This is a genomic window from Pseudonocardia kongjuensis (assembly GCF_039526905.1).
Lineage (GTDB): Bacteria > Actinomycetota > Actinomycetes > Mycobacteriales > Pseudonocardiaceae > Pseudonocardia > Pseudonocardia kongjuensis.
Map to the genome: position 1 here is coordinate 169,632 of NZ_BAAAJK010000003.1, position 16,271 is coordinate 185,902.

The following is a 16,271-nucleotide window of genomic DNA, read 5'->3' on the forward strand; positions in this document are numbered from 1 at the left end:
TCCGTCCGTCAGCTGGCTGCCGATCAGGTTCGCACAGCGGCGATCACCGGCCGTCGGCCGGTAGCACACCGGCACGCCCCGTGGTGGGACCGGCACGCGGGGCGTTCGTGATCACCCGTCCGCCGCAGCGACCGGGGTGTTCAGCGCGCGGCGGGCGCGTCCTTCTCCTGCACCCCGCCGCGTGCCCGGCGCTGCTGCACCTTCCGCCAGATCAGCCAGGCCAGCACCAGGGCTCCGAGCACCGCGACGATCTTGCTCAACGGCGACATGTAGCCCTCGACGACCTCCCAGCGCTCCCCGAGCGCGAACCCGAGATAGACGAAGAGCGCGTTCCAGACGGAGCTGCCGAGGGTGGACAGCGCGACGAACCGCAGCAGCGGCATCCCGGCGATCCCGGCCGGGATGGAGATGAGGCTCCGCACGATCGGGATGCAGCGGCCGCCCAGCACGAACCAGTTGCCGTAGCGCTCGAACAGGTCGAGGCCCTTCTCCAGGTCCTTCTGGCTGGAGAGGATGAACCAGCGGTTCCCGGCCAGCCGGTGCACCCGGTCGAAGCCCAGCATCGCGCCGAGCGCGTAGAGCACGAGCGCCCCCGCGACGGCCCCCATCGTGGCCGCCGCCCAGACCGCGACCGGGTCCATCGCGCCGGTGGACGCACGGAAGCCGCCCAACGGGAGGATGACCTCCGACGGGATCGGCGGGACGACGTTCTCCAGGAAGATCAGCAACCCGATCCCGGCCGCCCCGAGCCGGTCCACGATGTCGAACACCCATTGCGTCACACACACCATGGTGCACGTGACGGGAAATCGGCGGGCGGGCCGGGCACGGAAAGGCCCCGCCCGCGCTGTCGCGCGGACGGGGCCCGTGGCGTACGGATCAGGCGGCCGCGGTGGCCGACTCCCCCTTCGCGGCCCGGTCCCGCAGCGACTGCGGGACGTCGAACCGGTCGCCGTAGCGCTCCTTGAGCTCGTCGGCACGGGCGACGAAACCGGCCGGGCCACCGGGGTAGCCCTCGATGTACTGCAGCACCCCACCGGTCCACGGCGGGAAGCCGATGCCGAAGATCGAGCCGATGTTGGCGTCGGCGACGGTCTCCAGCACGCCCTCGTCGACGCAGCGCACCGTCTCGATCGACTCGATGAACAGCATCCGCTCGCTGAGCTCGTGCAGGTCGACGTCGTGGTTGGTCGCGCCGAACTGCTCGCGCAGGCCGGGCCACAGGCCGGTCCGCTTGCCGTCGGTGTAGGAGTAGAAGCCGGCGCCGCCGCTCTTGCCCTTGCGGTCGAACTCGTCGACCATCCGGTCGATCACCGCGTCGGCCGGGTGCGGCGTCCAGGTGCCGCCCGCGGCCTCGACGCCCTTGCGGGTCTCCTCGCGGATCTTGCGCGGGAGGGTGAGGGTCAGCTCGTCCATCAGCTGGAGCACCGGGGCCGGGTAGCCGGCCTGCGACGACGCCTGCTCGATGGTCTGCGGGTCGATGCCCTCGGCCAGCATCGCGACGCCCTCGTTGATGAAGGTGCCGATCACCCGGCTGGTGAAGAAGCCGCGCGAGTCGTTGACCACGATCGGCGTCTTCTTGATGCCCAGGGTCAGGTCGAACGCCTTGGCCAGCGCCTCGTCGTTGGTCCGCTCGCCCTTGATGATCTCGACCAGCGGCATCTTGTCGACCGGCGAGAAGAAGTGCAGGCCGATGAAGTCGTCCGGCCGCTCCACCCCGGAGGCCAGCTCGGTGATCGGCAGGGTGGAGGTGTTGGAGCACAGCAGCGCGTCCGGGTTCACCACCTTGACCGCCTCCGCGAACACCTCCTGCTTGAGCGCGACGGACTCGAAGACGGCCTCGATCACCACGTCGGCGCCGGCGAGATCGGCGTAGTCGTCGGTCGGGGTGATCCGGGCGAGCAGCGCGTCACCCTTCTCCTGCGTGGTCTTCCCGCGGGCGACGCCCTTCTCGACCAGGTTCTCCGAGTATGCCTTGCCCTTGGCCGCGGCCTCGGCCGAGACGTCCTTGAGCACGACCTCCCAGCCGGCGAGCGCGCAGACGTAGGCGATCCCGGCGCCCATCATCCCGGCGCCGAGCACGGCGACCTTGGTGGGCTGCCACTTCTCGGGTGCGTCCGGGCGGGACTTGCCGCCGTTGATCGCGTTGAGGTCGAAGAAGAACGCCTTGGTCATGTTCTTCGAGACCTGGCCGGTCACCAGCTCGGTGAAGTAGCGGCCCTCGATTCGCAGCGCGGTGTCGAAGTCGACCTGGCTGCCCTCGACGGCGGCGGCCAGGATGTTGCGCGGCGCCGGCATCGGCGCGCCCTTGAGCTGCTTGCGCAGGTTCGCCGGGAACGCCGGGAGGATCGACGCCAGCGACGGCGTCGACGGCGTGCCGCCGGGGATCTTGTACTTCGGCTGGTCCCAGGGCTGCTTGGCCTCCGGGTTGGCCTTCACCCAGTCCTTCGCCCTCGCCACGACCTCGTCCGGGGTGGCCGCCAGCTCGTCGACGATCCCCAGCTCCAGGGCCTTCGCGGGCTTGAGCCGCTGGCCCTGCGCGAGGACGTTCATGAAGCCGTTGGCGATGCCCAGCATCCGGGTGACGCGGGTGACGCCGCCGCCGCCGGGCAGCAGGCCCAGGGTGACCTCGGGCAGGCCGTAGAGCACACCCTTCGCGTCGATCCCGACCCGGTGGTGGGCGGCCAGGCCGATCTCCAGCCCGCCGCCGAGCGCGGTGCCCGCCATCGCCGCGGCGACCGGACGGCCGAAGGTCTCCAGCCTGCGCAGCTGGTTCTTCACCTCGGTGACCATCTCGAAGACCTGCGGGGCGTCGTCGGCCCCGGCCGCCGAGAGCTGCTCCAGGTCGCCACCGGCGAAGAAGGTCTTCTTCGCCGAGGTGATGACGACGCCGACGATGTCGTCCTTCGCCGCCACGATCTCGTCGACGACCCGGCCCATCGCCTCGCGGTAGCGGTCGTTCATGGTGTTGGCGCTGCGGCCCGGGTCGTCGAGGGTGACGACCGCGATCCCGTCCGCGTCGGTCTCCCAGCGGACGGCCTGCTCGTTGCTCACAGTGGTTTCCTTCCGAGGCTCACGCGAACTGTGCTGATGGTTCGGCACGCCGGCCTCACAGCCGCTCGACGATGGTGGCGATGCCCATGCCGCCGCCGACGCACAGCGTGGCGAGGCCCCGGCGCAGGTCGCGGCGCTCCAGCTCGTCGACCAGCGTGCCGAGGATCATCGCCCCGGTGGCGCCGAGCGGGTGGCCCATCGCGATGGCCCCGCCGTTGACGTTGGTCTGCTCGTGCGAGATGCCCATGTCGCGCATGTAGCGCAGGGCGACCGCGGCGAACGCCTCGTTGATCTCGAACAGGTCGATGTCGTCGACCGTGAGACCGGCCTTCGCGAGCGCCTTGCGGGACGCCGGCGCCGGGCCGGTCAGCATGATCGTCGGGTCGGCGCCGGACAGCGCGGTGGCGACGATCCGGGCCCGGGGGGTGAGGCCGTTCGCCTTCCCGGCGGCCTCGGTGCCGATCAGCGTGAGCGCGGCGCCGTCGACGATGCCGGACGAGTTGCCGGCGTGGTGCACGTGGTCGATCTTCTCGACCCAGTGGTACTGCTGCAGCGCGACGGCGTCGAACCCGCCGTCGCGGCCCATCATCTCGAACGACGGCTTGAGCCCGCCGAGCGTCTCGACGGTCGCGCCGGCCCGGATGTGCTCGTCGCGGTCCAGCACGGTCAGGCCGTTGCGGTCCTTGACCGGGACGACGGAGCCGGCGAACCGGCCGTCGGCCCAGGCCTTCGCGGCGCGGGTCTGCGACTCGACGGCGAACGCGTCGACGTCCTCGCGGGAGAAGCCCTCCAGGGTGGCGATCAGGTCGGCGCCGATGCCCTGCGGCACGAAGCCGGTCTGGTAGGCGGTGTCCGGGTCCATCGCCCAGGCCCCGCCGTCGGAGCCCATCGGCACCCGGCTCATCGCCTCGACGCCGCCGGCGATGACCATCTCCTCCATGCCGGAGCGCACCTTCTGCGCGGCCGTGTTCACCGCCTCCAGGCCGGACGCGCAGAACCGGTTGAGCTGGACGCCGGCGACGGTGTCCGGCAGGCCGGCCGCGATGGCGGCGGTCTTGGCGATGTCGCCGCCCTGGTCGCCGATCGGCGAGACGACGCCGAGCACCAGGTCGTCGACGACGGCCGGGTCCAGCTCGGGATTGCGCCTGCGCAGCTCGTCGACCAGGCCGACCACCAGGGAGATCGGCTTGACCTCGTGCAGCGAGCCGGACGCCTTGCCCCGGCCGCGCGGTGTGCGGATCGCGTCGTAGATGTAGGCCTCGGGGATCTCGCTCATCCGAACCTCTCGTGGGTGGTCGGTAGGCGTGACGCGTGGGGCGCCATCGCTCCTACTTGCTGGTAGCTTTTGTTACAGCAGCACTGTCACATGGTCAATACGCCCGACCGAGGATGTGACAGCAACGATGTCACATCATCGGTGTCACACCAAGAATGTCACATCATCACTGTCACGTTCGAGGTCCGGGCCGTAGCCTGCTCGCCATGTCCGCTCCGGCAACACCCGACCTGCTCACCGTCGACCAGCTGGCCGAACGGACCGGGGTCTCGGTGCGCACGATCCGGTTCTACGCCGGCAAGGGCCTGCTCCCGGCGCCGCTGCTGCGCGGCCGCACCGGTCTGTACGACGCCGGGCACCGGGCCCGCCTCGAGCTGATCAGCGAGCTGACCGGGCTCGGCTTCACGCTGGCCGCGATCGAGCGGCAGCTGGAACGGCTCCCGCACGACGCCGGCCCCGAGGAGCTCGCGCTGCAGCGGGCACTGCTCACCCCGTGGATCCCGGAGCACGGCGAGGACCTGACCCGCGCCGATCTCGACCGCCGGGCCGGCCGCCCGCTCACCGACGACGACGTCGACACCCTGGTGACCCTCGGCGCGCTCGTCCGGCACGACGACGGCCGGGTCCGGGTGCACGGCGCCACCGCGCTCGCCACCGCGCTCGCCGCGCTGGACTCCGGGCTCCCGCCGGAGATGTGGCAGCGCGCGCAGGCCGCGATCGAGAAGCACACCTCCGCGCTCGCCGAGGACCTGATGGCGCTGTTCCAGGACGAGGTGCTGCAGCCCTACCGGGACCGCGGCCGGCCCGCCGACGAGCGGAGCAGGCTGGCCGCGGCGCTGTCCCGGCTCAAGCCGATCACCGTGCAGGGGGTGGTCACCACCTTCGGCCGCGCGGTGAACCGGACGATCCGGGAGCGGATGGGCGGGACACCGCAGGACGGGTGAACCGCGCCGGACGGTCGTAGCATCACCGCATGGCGACCTTCGAGTTCCCGGTGCGGGTGCGCTACCACGAGGTGGACGCCCAGGGTGTGGTGTTCAACGCCTGGTACCTGGCCTGGTTCGACGAGGCGATGACCGAGTTCCTGGAGCACCGGGAGCTGACCTACCGGGCGATGCTCGACGCCGGCTACGACGTCCAGCTGGTGCACACCGAGCTGGACTGGCGGGCCGGGGTCGGCTGGGGCGAGGACGTCGTGGTCGCGGTGTCCACCGCCCGGATCGGCCGGACCAGCTTCGCACTGGACTTCGAGGTGCGGGCGCTCGACGACGCCGGGAACCGGGTCGTCACCTGCGACTGCCGCACCGTGTACGTGGTCATCGCGGTCGACGGCTCGGGCAAGCAGGAGGTGCCGCCGCTGATCCGCAACGCGCTCGGCGAGGAGCGGCCGCTGCGCGGCGCGTGAGGCCGCCGGTCACGCCCCGCGGATCCGGCCCCGCACCTCTCCCAACGAGAACCGTCCCCCGTCGCGGGCCGGCGCGGTCGCGCTGAGCACGACCTCGTCGCCGTCCTCCAGCCAGCAGCGCTGCCCGCCGCCGGCCAGCGCGACCGGGTCCCGGCCGTTCCAGGCCAGCTCCAGCATCGAGCCGAACTGCCCGCGCTCCGGACCGGAGACCGTCCCCGAGCCGAGCAGGTCGCCGGCCCGCACCCCCGCCCCGTTCGACGTCAGGTGCGCCACCAGCTGCTCCGGCGACCAGTACAGGTCCGCCGCGGGCGGGGTGGAGATCCGCTGCCCGTTCAGGTGCACGGCCAGCTCGACGTCGAGTCCCAGCGCCGGCGACGACGGGGTGAGGTAGGGCAGCGGCTCCGGATCGTGCGGCGGCACCGGGACCCGGGCGGCGGCGAGCTCGTCGAGCGGGGTCACCCAGGCCGAGATCGAGGTGGCGAACGACTTGCCCAGGTGCGGGCCGAGCGGGCGGGTCTCGAAGCCCTGGACGTCGCGGGCCGACCAGTCGTTGAGCAGCACCACCCCGAACACGTGCTCCGCGGCGTCGTCCACCGCGACCGGCCCGGGCGCCGGGCCGCCGAGGACCAACCCGAGCTCGGCCTCCAGGTCGAGCCGGCGGGTCGGGCCGAAGTCGCCCGCGGCGCGCTGCCCGGCGGGCCGGACGACCGGGGTCCCGCTGACCCGGACCGTCCCGGCCCGGCCGTGGTAGCCGACGGGCAGGTGCCGCCAGTTCGGGGCGAGCGGCTCGGCGTCCGGCCGGAAGATCAGCCCGGCGTTGCGGGCGTGCTGCTCGCAGGCGTAGAAGTCGACGTAGTCGGCGACCGAGAACGGCAGCAGCGGCACCAGCCCCTCGGCCGGGAGCCGGTGCGCGAACGCCCGCTCGTGGTCCTGGCGCCACCCGCGCAGCCAGCCGACGATCTCGCGCCACACCCGGGCGTCCGCCGCCAGCAGCCGGTCCAGGTTCGGCGCGGTGAGCAGCTCGGGGTGCGGGCCGCGCTGCGCGGTGGCGAGCGATCCGACGTCGAGCAGGCCGCCGTCGGGCAGCGGGCAGGCGATCCGGGAGCTGCCCGGACGCCCCGCGCCGGCGACGACGCCCAGCGCGAGGCCGGGCGGCGGGGTCGGCGGCTCGGTCGGCGGCACGGTCACAGCCGACGACCGTACGCGAGACCGCTTCGCAACGGTGCCGGCCCACGGCACGACCTGCGGACAGGTGACTCGGAAGTAACACGTGATTCATCGGGGTTCGGGCGAGACAGCCGGCGGGAACGCATGCCAGAGTCGCGATCTGAGCATCCGTCGGCGGACGTCGTCGACGACGACCGGAAGTAGGTATATATGACACAACAGGTACGTGGCGTCGTGGCCCGCGCCAAGGGCGAGCCGGTCACCATCGAGACGATCAACGTCCCCGATCCCGGCCCGGGCGAGGCCGTGGTGAAGGTCCAGGCCTGCGGGGTCTGCCACACCGACCTGCACTACCGCGAGGGCGGTATCAACGACGAGTTCCCGTTCCTGCTCGGCCACGAGGCCGCCGGGATCGTCGAGTCGGTCGGCGCGGGCGTCGTCGACCTGGAGCCCGGCGACTACGTGGTGCTGAACTGGCGGGCCGTCTGCGGGGTGTGCCGGGCCTGTAAGAAGGGCAAGCCGCATCTCTGTTTCGACACCCACAACGCCACCCAGAAGATGACCCTGGAGGACGGCACCGAGCTGTCCCCGGCGCTGGGCATCGGCGCGTTCATCGAGAAGACCCTGGTCGCGGCCGGGCAGTGCACGAAGGTGAACCCGGAGGCGCCGGCCAAGGTCGCCGGCCTGCTCGGCTGCGGCGTGATGGCCGGGCTGGGCGCCGCCGTCAACACCGGGCAGATCGGCCGCGGCGACTCGATCGCCGTGATCGGCTGCGGCGGGGTCGGGGACGCCGCCATCGCCGGCGCCAAGCTCGCCGGCGCCACCACGATCATCGCCGTCGACACCGACCCGCGGAAGCTGGCCTGGGCGCAGGAGTTCGGCGCCACGCACACGGTGAACGCCAAGGAGACCGACCCGGTCGAGTTCATCCAGAGCGTCACCGACGGCAACGGCGCCGACGTCGTCATCGAGGCGGTCGGCCGCCCGGAGACCTACAAGCAGGCGTTCTACGCCCGCGACCTGGCCGGCACCGTCGTCCTGGTCGGGGTGCCGACGCCGGACCTGCAGGCCCCGGAGATCCCGCTGATCGACTACTTCGGCCGCGGCGGCGCGCTCAAGTCGTCCTGGTACGGCGACTGCCTGCCCAGCCGGGACTTCCCGACCTACGTGGACCTGTACCTGCAGGGCCGGTTCCCGCTGGACAAGTTCGTGACCGAGGAGATCGGGATCGACGGCGTCGAGAAGGCGTTCGAGAAGATGCACTCGGGCGACGTGCTGCGTTCGGTGGTGGTCCTCTGATGGCCGCCCTCGACTCCGCGATCGGCCACGTCGTCACCTCCGGGACGTTCAACCTCGACGGCGGCAGCTTCGACGTCGACAACAACGTCTGGATCGTCGGTGACGACTCCGAGGTCTTCGTGATCGACGCCGCGCACGACGCCGACGCGATCGCGGCGGCCGTCGGCGACCGCCGGGTCGAGGCGATCGTGTGCACGCACGCGCACGACGACCACGTGAACCAGGCCCCGGCGCTGGCCGACCGGTTCTCGGCGCCGATCCTGCTCAACCCGGCCGAGCACGTCCTGTGGGACATGACCTGGCCGGACCGCAAGCCGGACGAGGAGCTGGCCGACGGCCAGGTGCTGTCCGCCGGCGGGATCGACCTGCGGGTGCTGCAGACCCCGGGGCACTCCCCCGGCTCGTCCTGCCTCTACGCGCCGGAGCTGGGCGTCGTCTTCACCGGCGACACGCTGTTCCAGGGCGGGCCGGGCGCGACCGGGCGGTCGTACTCGAGCTTCGACACGATCATCGAGTCCATCCGGACGACGCTGCTGACGCTGCCCGGCGACACCCAGGTCCGGACCGGGCACGGCGACTCGACGAAGATCGGCGACGAGGCCCCGCACCTGGAGGAATGGATCCGCAACGGATCCTGACCGGCTCCTGACCCGGCGCCACCCCGCCGAGATGCGCCCCAGTGCGAATTGTGGATCTCCACAGGACACGGGTGCGCATCTCGGCGCGCGACCTCAGCCGGACCGGCGCCGGACCAGCGGCGTGACGCCCAGCAGCAGCGCGGCCGCCGCACCGAACGCGGCGACGAAGCCGAACGGCTCGGCGATCGCGCCGAGCCCGGCCGCGCCGAGGCCGGTGCCGGCGTCGTAGGCGATGTTCCAGGCCGCGCTGGCCTGGCCGTAGTACAGCGGCCCGGCGGCCGCGAACAGCGCGACCAGCGAGTCGTTCTGCACGATCCCGAAGCCGATCCCGACCGCGGTCGCGCCGGCGACCAGCAGCAGCGGGGCGAGCGGCGCGGCCAGCACCCCGAGCATCCCGGCGCCGGCGACCAGGGTGCCGGCCGGCAGCAGCGCGCCGGGCCGTCCGCTGCGGTCGGTGCGGGCACCGGCGAAGCCGCGGCCGAGCAGCGCCCCGAGCGCGGTCGCGAACAGCGCGGCGGGGACGGCCGCCGGCGCGCCGGGGACGGCGAGCGGCGCGAAGGTGATCACCCCGCCCTGCGCGGTGGAGCAGGCCAGCATCGCCAGCACCGGGGCGGCGGGCAGCCGGTGCCGTGGGGCCCGCGGATGCCCGGTGAGCCCGCGGGAGGCGGCGGGCCGGGCCGGCGCCCGGTCGGCGAGCCGCCCGCGCCGGGGCCCGCGGACGAACGCGACGACGAGTGCCCCGGCCACCGGCGCGATCCCGGCCGCCAGGAACACGCCGGTGAACCCGGTCAGGTCGACCACGGCGACCCCGGCCGGCAGCAGGGCCAGCTGCGGCACACCGATCGCGTAGCCGTACCGGGCCGAGGCCCGGCCGTGCGCGGACGGCTCGACGAGCTCGGCGACCAGCGCGCTGCCGGCGACCGTCGCCATGCCGAACCCGACGCCGCGCACCGCGGAGATCGCCAGCACCGGCGCGAGGTCCGCGGACAGCGCCAGCAGCGGGGTCGGCAGGCCGAGCAGCAGCGAACCGGTGACCAGCACGGCGCGGTGCCCGATCCGGCGCAGCATCGCCGGGACGAGCAGCTGGGTGCCGACGGTGACCGCCATCAGCACACCGGTGGTGAGCCCGGCGCCGAACGCCCCGGAGCCGCCCCGGGACACCCACAGCGGCACCACCGGCAGCAGCAGCGCGTAGCCGCCGAAGGCGAGCGCGGTCGCGGCCAGCAGCAGCAGGAACGAGGGCGCGGACAGGGAGCGGGGCACGCCCCACCCTCGCAAGCCGCGATCAGCCCCTCGGCAGCGCCTGCTCCACCAGCGGGAGGATGCCGTCCAGCGCGGCGGGCAGGCTCAGCACGGTCTGCCAGGCGAACGCCAGCTCGGTGGCCCCCTCCAGGAAGACGGTCCGCCCCTCGCGGGACACGGCCAGCCGGGACGCCAGCGGATCGGCCTCCACGGTGGCCCGCCCGCCCGGGGTGAAGGACAGCTGGTCCCACACCAGCAGGTCGTGGTCCAGCTCGTCGGTCTGCTCGAAGCTGAGGTCGGTGTAGAAGTTGTCCCCGGCCAGCTCGTCGAACCGGGCGGGCACGACGAACCCGAGCTCGGTGAAGAACTGCGACCGCAGGTCGGTCGAGGCGAAGGCGCCCAGCTTGTCGGCGCTGCGGGTGGCGACCACGACCTCGTTGCCCGCCCACTGCGGGTTGGCCTCGCGGGCCGCGGCGAACCGGGCGCCGAGGTCGGTGACCAGCTGCTCGGCCTGCTCGGAGCGGCCCAGCGCCCGCCCGGTGAGCCGGGGCGTCTCCTGCCACGGGACGCCGTAGTCGGCGAACTGCGCGGGCGCGGCCACGGTCGGCGCGATCGCGCTGACCAGGTCGTAGCTGCCCTGGTCGAGGTCGGAGTAGATGCCGATCACCAGGTCCGGCGCGACGGCGGCGATCTTCTCCGGGTCCGGCGTCTGCATGTTCAGGATCTGCGGCTGCGAGCCGGTCAGCCGGGCGGCCTCGTCGGCCCAGGGCTGGATCGCGTCGTCCTCCGGGCCGTACCAGTAGCGGATGCCGGCGACCGGCACGCCGAGCGCGAGCACCGCGTCGTGGTCGCTGTAGCCGATGGTCACGACCCGCTGCGGGGGGCGCTCGATCGTCGCCGTCCCGAACCGGTGCTCGAGGGTGACCGGGAATCCCGGGGCCGCCGCGGGGTCGGCGCCGCCGCCGGGGCCCTCGTCCCGGCCGCACCCGGCGAGCACCAGCCCGCCCGCCGCGACCAGTGATCCGACCAGCAGCTGCCGCCGCGTGATGTCCATGTCCGCCTCCGTTCCGCGGCGGAATCGTAGATCGACGCCTCAGGTTTGCCTAGCCTTGCTCACCATCGGGGAGCCAGGACCCGTGGAACCCGGACGGGACGCCGCGCGGCAGCGTCACCCGGGCCACCGGGGCGGCGGCGGGCTCCCGGGCGTCGAGCACCAGCAGCTCGGACGCCCGGCCGTCCCGGGTGGTGGTGACCGAGAGCAGCCAGCCGTCGTCCTCGGCGCGGTCCGCGCCGGCGGCCGGCACGAACACCGCCTCGCCGGCGACGACGTCCGGGCCGAGCTCGTGCGCGACCAGCTCGTCCCGGTGCCGGTCGTGGCGCAGCACGGCGGAGTACGGCGCACCCGCCGGACCGGTGTCCGCGACGGCGTAGGTGTAGCGGTTCGGCCGGCCGACCACGGCGTCGTCGATGGTCGGGAACTCCAGTCCCGTCCCGGACAGCGCGGTCTCGGTGACCGAGCCGGTCGCCGGGTCGAGCGTCCACCGGTGCAGGGTCGCCGTTCCGGTGGCGGCCGCCGACGCGGCGGGCCCGGCCGGGCCGTCACCGAGCGAGGGCCACATGACGGCGACGTCGGCCGGGGCGTAGCGGGCGCCGTCGACGACGATCCGGCCGGCGGCGTCGGTGTGCGCGTTGCCGACGTGGAACACGAAGCACGGGTCGATCCCGAACCAGCGGACCTCGCCGGGCCGGTCCAGCGGCATGACGCCCAGCCGCGCGCCGTAGCCGTCGTCCCACCGGTAGGGCATGGCACCGGTGAGCGCGTCCGCCATCCGGAACGTCATCGGCAGGTCGAGGAACACCGCGTGCCGGTCGGTGATCGCGAAGTCGTGCATCATCGTCGGCCCGGCGACGGCGACCTCGGCACTGGCGACCAGCTCGCCCGCCGCGGAGATCCGGTGGTAGGTCAGGTACGGCGGGACGAACCCGTAGCCGAAGCAGTGCAGGTCCCCGGTCACCGGATCCGTCTTGGGGTGCGCCGTCATCGCGGTGTGCAACCGCCCGCCGAAGTCGACGGCGCCGACCGTGTCCAGCTCCGGCGTCACCTCGTAGGGCAGCCCGGCCTCGACCAGCGCGAGGATCCGGCCCGCGTGCGGCACGACGTGCGTGTTCGCGGGCACCGCGGCCAGGTCCGGCGCGCCGTCCGGGGTGAGGTGCGGGCGCCCGTCGAGCAGCCGGGTGCGCACCCACCGGTTGCGGTACCACTCGGCGCGCCCCGCGCGGAGCCGGATGCCGTGCAGCATCCCGTGCCCGGCGAACCAGTGCCCCGGATCCTCGCCCGGCAGCGGATTGGGCCCGTTGCGCAGGTAGCGGCCGTCCAGCTCGGGCGGCAGCGCCCCGGTGACGGGCAGGTCGTGCACGGTGATCTCGTCCGGGACCGGGGCGAAGTGGCCCTGCAGGTACTCCGGGAGTCGGTCGGTCGTCGTCATGCCGACGAGCATCAGGGTTCCGAACCCGACATGTCAATACTGACATGTCGTTCTCGGCAGGTAAGCTTCCCGGTGTGTCGCTCCCGCACGCCCTACTCGGACTGCTCGCCCTGCGCCCGGCCACCGGCTACGACCTGGCCCGGGTGTTCGACACCGATCTCGGCCGCTACGCCTGGCAGGCCGGGCACACCAGCGTCTATCCCGAGCTCGGCAAGCTCGCCGCGCAGGGGCTCGCCGAGGTGACCGAGGAGGGCGCGCGCGGCGCGAAGACCTACACCCTCACCGACGACGGGCGCGCCGAGCTGCGCCGCTGGATGCTCGCCCCGCCGCAGCAGGGCAAGGTCCGCAACGAGCCGGTGCTGCGGATGTTCCTGATCGCCGCACTCCCCCGCGACGACGCGCTGGCCGTGCTCGACCGGACCGCCGAGGACGCCGAACGTTCCCTCGCGGTTCTGCGCGCGGTCCGCGCCGAGCACCCCGACGACGCCCCCATGCTCGGCGAGGACGGCATGGGACAGCTCGCCGCCGAGTTCGGCGTCCGGCAGTACGAGACGGTCCGCGACTGGGCCCGGTGGGCCGCGGAGCGGCTGCGCGCCGAGGCGTGAGGCGCGGTCCGGTCAGCGCGCCCGCGGCGACCGGGAGAGCGCGACCGGCCCGGCCGGTCGCCGGCGCCCGGCCTGCGGCACCCGCGGATCGGCCAGCCGGTAGAGCCGGGAGGCGGTGCCGCCGAGCAGCGCCTCGAGCACCTCGTCGTCCAGCTCGGGATAGCGCCCGCGCAGCGAGTCCGGGTAGCGGAAGGTCATCAGGTCCCGGATCAGCCGGGCCGGCCGCACCAGCGGATAGCCGCTGCCGAACATCAGGCGGTCCGGCCCGTAGGCGGCGAGCAGCTCGCCGAGCGCCTCGGCGGCCGGTTCCGGGTTGCGGCGCAACGCGATCAGCAGGTCGGTGAGCAGCACGTAGACGTTCGGCAGCCGGGCCAGCCGGGTCAGTGCCGCGGTCGGCGCGGCGGCCGCGCCCAGCACGAACCGGACCCGGGGCAGCGCCGCGGCCAGCTCCCGCACCTCGGCGACGTCGACCGCGCCGGCCGGCAGCGGGCCCGGCGTCCGGGCCCGGACCGGCAGCGCCGACCCGGCGCGGACCGGCTCCGCCCAGGACGGCCAGCGCGGGCGCGGCACCGCCTCCCCCGCCTCGACGACGCCGGCGTGCGCCCACTGCGGGGCGGCGGCCGGCGGCCGCGCGGTCGGCGCCACCCCGATGTGGACGACGCCGGCCCCGGCCTGCTCGGCCCGGATCAGCGTCCGGCGCAGCCAGGACGCGCGCAGCGAGACCGCGGTCTCCGGCCGCCGCGACGGCAGCACCGTGAGCGCGCGCAGGCCGCCCCGGGTGACCTGGGCGCCGATGCCGCGGGCCCGCTCCCGGTCGGCCGGGTCGAGCTCGCCGGCCAGCACCAGCCGTCCGGGATGCTCCTCGGCGAGCTCGGCGTGCCAGGCCGGCGCGGCGAACCCGAGCACGAACAGGTCGTCGAAGGTCGCCGGGACCAGCACCGCACGGTCCACCGCGGACAGCACGTGCGCGGCCAGTGCCTCCCGGGTGACCAGCCCGAACGCGTCCGCCGACAACGGCCGCGGGGACGGATCGACCATCCGGTGCCGGTGGTGCAGGTCGGCGACGAACTGCTCACCGGCCGGGCCCGCCTGGTTGTGCGGACGCCCGTCCCAGCCGTGGACCTGGGCGTCCACGACGAACGAGACGCCGGCACCCCCGCAACACCGGTCCACCAGGTCCACCTCTCCACTCTCACGGACCGGCCCGGCACGCGCTCGGCGTGCCGGGCCGGGATTGCGATGTACCGTCCGCGACTCAGCCGACGGAGGGTCCGAGACCCATCGACTGCGGCGTGCTCGAGTCCGGGCTGGGCTGCGGGATGCCCTCGTCGAGCTCACCGAACTCGGTCATCAGCGCCTTGTTCCAGGGCGTGACCTCCTCGGCCACCAGCGAGTTGGTGGTGAGGATCAGGCCGGCCACCGACGCGCCGTTCTGCAGGGCGGAGCGGACCACCCGGAGCGGGTCGATGATCCCCATCTCGACCATGTTCCCGTAGCGGCCCTCGAGGGCGTCGAACCCGGAGTCGGCGTCCAGCGCGCCGACCTGCTTGACCACCTCGTCGCCGTCGTAGCCGGCGTTAAAGGCGATCAGGTGCACCGGTTCGGTGAGCGCGTGCCGGACGATCTCGACGCCGATCCGGTAGTCCCCGGTCACGTCGAGCTCGTCCAGCGCGGGCTCGGCGTGCAGCAGCGCCGCGCCACCGCCCGCGACGATGCCCTCGGCGACGGCGGCCCGGGTGGCCTGCAGCGAGTCGTCGACCCGGTGCCGGATCTCGCGGGCCTCGGCGTTGGTCGGCGCGCCGACCGAGATGATCGCGGCCTTGCCGGAGAGCCGGGCGATCCGGTCCGAGAAGAAGTCCTCGTCGGTGCCGATGGTCGCCCTGGCGAGCTCGGCGCGCAGCTGGGAGAGCCGGTACTCCAGCTTCTGCTTGTCCCCGTGCCCGCCGATGATGGTGGTGTTCTCGCTGGTCACCCGGATCTGGGTGGCCCGGCCGAGGTGGGTGACGTCGATCTGCTCCAGGGAGAACGAGGAGCTCTTCGAGTGCACCTGGCCGCCGCACAGCGCGGCCATGTCCTCCAGCAGGTGGATGCGCTTCTCGCCGAAGCCGGGCGCCTTGATCGCGACGGCCTGGAAGTGCCCGTTGACGTGGTTGTGCACCAGCATCTGCAGGGCGGTGCCCTCGACCGTCTCGGCGATCACGACGAGCGGGCGCCGCTCGTTGCGCATGATCCGGTCCAGGACCGGCATGATCTCCTGGACGTCCTTGATCCGGCCGGCCGAGAACAGGATGTACGGGTCGTCGACGACCGCCTCGAGCGTGCCCGGGTTGGTCACCATGTAGGGCGAGACGTAGCCGTTGTCGAACTCGAAGTCCTCGACGAAGTCGACCGAGACGCCGGGCACCGGGTTGTCGTCCACGGTCACCACGCCGTCGTCGCCGACGGTGTGCAGCGCCTTGGCGACGACGGTGCCGATCGACCAGTCGTCGTTGGCCGAGATGGCGGCGACGCGGGCGTAGTCCTCCTCGGTGCCCACCGGGTGCGACACCGTCTGCAGCCGGTCCACCAGCGCGCCGACCGCGATGTCGATGCCGCGCTTGACCAGCACCGGGTTGCCGCCGCGCTCGATGGCGAGCATGCCCTCCCGGACGATGGCCTGGGCCAGCACGGTGGCGGTGGTGGTGCCGTCGCCGACGGTGTCGTTGGTCTTGACCGCGGCTTCCTTGACCAGCTGGGCGCCCATGTTCTCGAACGGGTCGCGCAGGTGGATCTCGCGGGCGATCGTCACGCCGTCGTTCGTGACCTCGGGCGAACCCGTGATCTTCTCCAGGATGACGTTGCGGCCCTTGGGGCCGAGCGTGCTCTTGACGGCTTCGGCCAGCTGGTCGACACCGGCCTGCAGCAGGTGCCGGCCCTCGGCGCCGAAGCGGAGTTCCTTGGCCATGGTGGGAGTCCTCCCGGAGGGATGAGTTGGTCCAGTGCGCGGGTGCGGATCAACGCAGGTGCTCGGTGACCGAGCAGCGCCGCACCGCCCGGGCCGGGCGTGGGGTGTGGTGGCTCCGCGCCGGGTCGTCATCCCGGGCGGTGCGGCGCCTCAGG

At 73.3% G+C, this 16,271-nt stretch carries 14 protein-coding genes; 5 read left to right on the forward strand and 9 right to left on the reverse strand.

Features of this window, described 5'->3' with window-relative positions:
• Positions 1-140: 140 nt before the first annotated feature.
• From ABD160_RS03870 to ABD160_RS03880, 3 genes are all read right to left on the reverse strand, one after another.
• On the reverse strand, positions 141-782 hold the full coding sequence (locus ABD160_RS03870; protein WP_344018257.1) for a DedA family protein: 642 nt from the start codon (positions 780-782) through the stop codon (positions 141-143).
• 97 nt (positions 783-879) lie between these two features.
• Positions 880-3,054 (reverse strand): 3-hydroxyacyl-CoA dehydrogenase NAD-binding domain-containing protein, encoded by a 2,175-nt coding sequence (locus tag ABD160_RS03875; protein WP_344018259.1) that lies wholly within the window; start codon positions 3,052-3,054, stop codon positions 880-882.
• A 55-nt stretch (positions 3,055-3,109) separates the two neighbouring features.
• Complete coding sequence (locus ABD160_RS03880) at positions 3,110-4,330, reverse strand: acetyl-CoA C-acetyltransferase (protein WP_344018261.1); 1,221 nt, start codon at positions 4,328-4,330, stop codon at positions 3,110-3,112.
• A 206-nt stretch (positions 4,331-4,536) separates the two neighbouring features.
• On the opposite strand from ABD160_RS03880, the gene ABD160_RS03885 reads away from it, so the two are divergent.
• Positions 4,537-5,274 carry a MerR family transcriptional regulator gene (locus ABD160_RS03885; RefSeq protein WP_344018263.1) on the forward strand — a complete coding sequence of 246 codons (738 nt, stop codon included), beginning with the start codon at positions 4,537-4,539 and terminating at the stop codon, positions 5,272-5,274.
• Positions 5,275-5,303: 29 nt separating this feature from the next.
• The gene (locus tag ABD160_RS03890) at positions 5,304-5,735 is read left to right on the forward strand and encodes an acyl-CoA thioesterase (protein ID WP_344018265.1); all 432 of its coding nucleotides are present in this window, start codon (positions 5,304-5,306) and stop codon (positions 5,733-5,735) included.
• 9 nt (positions 5,736-5,744) lie between these two features.
• On the opposite strand, the gene ABD160_RS03895 is transcribed toward ABD160_RS03890, so the two are convergent.
• A complete protein-coding gene (locus tag ABD160_RS03895) occupies positions 5,745-6,923 on the reverse strand; it encodes a fumarylacetoacetate hydrolase family protein (RefSeq protein ID WP_344018268.1) in 1,179 nt (392 codons plus the stop codon).
• 189 nt (positions 6,924-7,112) lie between these two features.
• On the opposite strand from ABD160_RS03895, the gene ABD160_RS03900 reads away from it, so the two are divergent.
• Both ABD160_RS03900 and ABD160_RS03905 read left to right on the forward strand, forming a co-directional pair.
• Positions 7,113-8,201, forward strand: a complete 1,089-nt coding sequence (locus ABD160_RS03900; RefSeq protein WP_344018270.1) for an S-(hydroxymethyl)mycothiol dehydrogenase — start codon at positions 7,113-7,115, stop codon at positions 8,199-8,201.
• Positions 8,201-8,839: an MBL fold metallo-hydrolase gene (locus ABD160_RS03905; protein WP_344018272.1), complete on the forward strand. Its 639-nt coding sequence runs from the start codon at positions 8,201-8,203 to the stop codon at positions 8,837-8,839. Before ABD160_RS03900 ends, ABD160_RS03905 begins: the two co-directional genes overlap by 1 nt.
• A gap of 93 nt (positions 8,840-8,932) precedes the next feature.
• Here the strand turns inward: ABD160_RS03905 and ABD160_RS03910 are convergent, their stop codons facing one another.
• The 3 genes from ABD160_RS03910 to ABD160_RS03920 are packed head-to-tail and all read right to left on the reverse strand — an operon-like array spanning position 8,933 to position 12,567.
• Positions 8,933-10,102, reverse strand: a complete 1,170-nt coding sequence (locus ABD160_RS03910) for an MFS transporter (protein WP_344018274.1) — start codon at positions 10,100-10,102, stop codon at positions 8,933-8,935.
• 22 nt (positions 10,103-10,124) lie between these two features.
• The gene (locus ABD160_RS03915; protein ID WP_344018276.1) at positions 10,125-11,135 is read right to left on the reverse strand and encodes an iron-siderophore ABC transporter substrate-binding protein; all 1,011 of its coding nucleotides are present in this window, start codon (positions 11,133-11,135) and stop codon (positions 10,125-10,127) included.
• Between the two features lie 49 nt (positions 11,136-11,184).
• Complete coding sequence (locus tag ABD160_RS03920) at positions 11,185-12,567, reverse strand: carotenoid oxygenase family protein (RefSeq protein ID WP_344018278.1); 1,383 nt, start codon at positions 12,565-12,567, stop codon at positions 11,185-11,187.
• A gap of 74 nt (positions 12,568-12,641) precedes the next feature.
• On the opposite strand from ABD160_RS03920, the gene ABD160_RS03925 reads away from it, so the two are divergent.
• Positions 12,642-13,172 carry a PadR family transcriptional regulator gene (locus tag ABD160_RS03925; RefSeq protein ID WP_344018280.1) on the forward strand — a complete coding sequence of 177 codons (531 nt, stop codon included), beginning with the start codon at positions 12,642-12,644 and terminating at the stop codon, positions 13,170-13,172.
• 12 nt (positions 13,173-13,184) lie between these two features.
• On the opposite strand, the gene ABD160_RS03930 is transcribed toward ABD160_RS03925, so the two are convergent.
• A complete protein-coding gene (locus ABD160_RS03930; protein WP_344018282.1) occupies positions 13,185-14,354 on the reverse strand; it encodes an amidohydrolase family protein in 1,170 nt (389 codons plus the stop codon).
• Positions 14,355-14,427: 73 nt separating this feature from the next.
• Positions 14,428-16,116 (reverse strand): chaperonin GroEL, encoded by a 1,689-nt coding sequence (gene groL / locus ABD160_RS03935; protein ID WP_344018284.1) that lies wholly within the window; start codon positions 16,114-16,116, stop codon positions 14,428-14,430.
• Positions 16,117-16,271: the final 155 nt, after the last annotated feature.